Consider the following 1,635-nt stretch of genomic DNA (forward strand, 5'->3'; position numbering starts at 1 on the left):
ACCTCTCAAAACTAAACAAAACTTTCGACAATGTGCAGGATTCCGTTTTTCCTTAGAAAGGAGGTGATCCAGCCGCAGGTTCTCCTACGGCTACCTTGTTACGACTTCACCCTAATCATCTGTCCCACCTTAGACGGTTGGTTCCCGAAGGTTACCTCACCGGCTTTGGGTGTTACAAACTCTCATGGTGTGACGGGCGGTGTGTACAAGGCCCGGGAACGTATTCACCGTGGCATGCTGATCCACGATTACTAGCGATTCCAACTTCATGTAGGCGAGTTGCAGCCTACAATCCGAACTGAGAACGGCTTTAAGAGATTAGCTTGACCTCGCGGTTTCGCGACTCGTTGTACCGTCCATTGTAGCACGTGTGTAGCCCAGGTCATAAGGGGCATGATGATTTGACGTCATCCCCACCTTCCTCCGGTTTGTCACCGGCAGTCTTGCTAGAGTGCCCAACTAAATGCTGGCAACTAACAATAAGGGTTGCGCTCGTTGCGGGACTTAACCCAACATCTCACGACACGAGCTGACGACAACCATGCACCACCTGTCATTCTGTCCCCGAAGGGAACGCCTAATCTCTTAGGTTGGCAGAAGATGTCAAGACCTGGTAAGGTTCTTCGCGTAGCATCGAATTAAACCACATGCTCCACCGCTTGTGCGGGCCCCCGTCAATTCCTTTGAGTTTCAACCTTGCGGTCGTACTCCCCAGGCGGAGTGCTTAATGCGTTAGCTGCAGCACTGAAGGGCGGAAACCCTCCAACACTTAGCACTCATCGTTTACGGCATGGACTACCAGGGTATCTAATCCTGTTCGCTACCCATGCTTTCGAGCCTCAGCGTCAGTTACAGACCAGACAGCCGCCTTCGCCACTGGTGTTCTTCCATATATCTACGCATTTCACCGCTACACATGGAGTTCCACTGTCCTCTTCTGCACTCAAGTCTCCCGGTTTCCGATGCACTTCTCCGGTTAAGCCGAAGGCTTTCACATCAGACCTAAAAAACCGCCTGCGCTCGCTTTACGCCCAATAAATCCGGACAACGCTTGCCACCTACGTATTACCGCGGCTGCTGGCACGTAGTTAGCCGTGGCTTTCTGGTTGGATACCGTCAAGATGTGAACAGTTACTCTCACACCTGTTCTTCTCCAACAACAGAGTTTTACGAGCCGAAACCCTTCATCACTCACGCGGCGTTGCTCCATCAGACTTTCGTCCATTGTGGAAGATTCCCTACTGCTGCCTCCCGTAGGAGTTTGGGCCGTGTCTCAGTCCCAATGTGGCCGATTACCCTCTCAGGTCGGCTACGTATCATTGCCTTGGTGAGCCGTTACCTCACCAACAAGCTAATACGCCGCGGGTCCATCCTAAAGTGACAGCCGAAGCCATCTTTCAAACTCAAACCATGTGGTTTGAGTTGTTATACGGTATTAGCACCTGTTTCCAAGTGTTATCCCCTACTTCAAGGGCAGGTTACCCACGTGTTACTCACCAGTTCGCCACTCGTCTCAATGTTAAATCATTTAAATGCAAGCACCTAAAATCTTTAACCAAGACGCGTTCGACTTGCATGTATTAGGCACGCCGCCAGCGTTCGTCCTGAGCCAGGATCAAACTCTCATCTTAAAAT

Annotated in this window: 1 rRNA gene; it reads right to left on the minus strand. The window is 51.1% G+C overall.

What is annotated here, in order from left to right:
* Positions 1-56 precede the first annotated feature (56 nt).
* Positions 57-1,631: ribosomal RNA gene (locus QUF07_RS13895) — 16S ribosomal RNA — on the minus strand.
* Positions 1,632-1,635: the final 4 nt, after the last annotated feature.

The sequence above is a fragment of the Lentilactobacillus sp. TOM.63 genome, from assembly GCF_030361045.1.
GTDB lineage: Bacteria > Bacillota > Bacilli > Lactobacillales > Lactobacillaceae > Lentilactobacillus > Lentilactobacillus dabitei.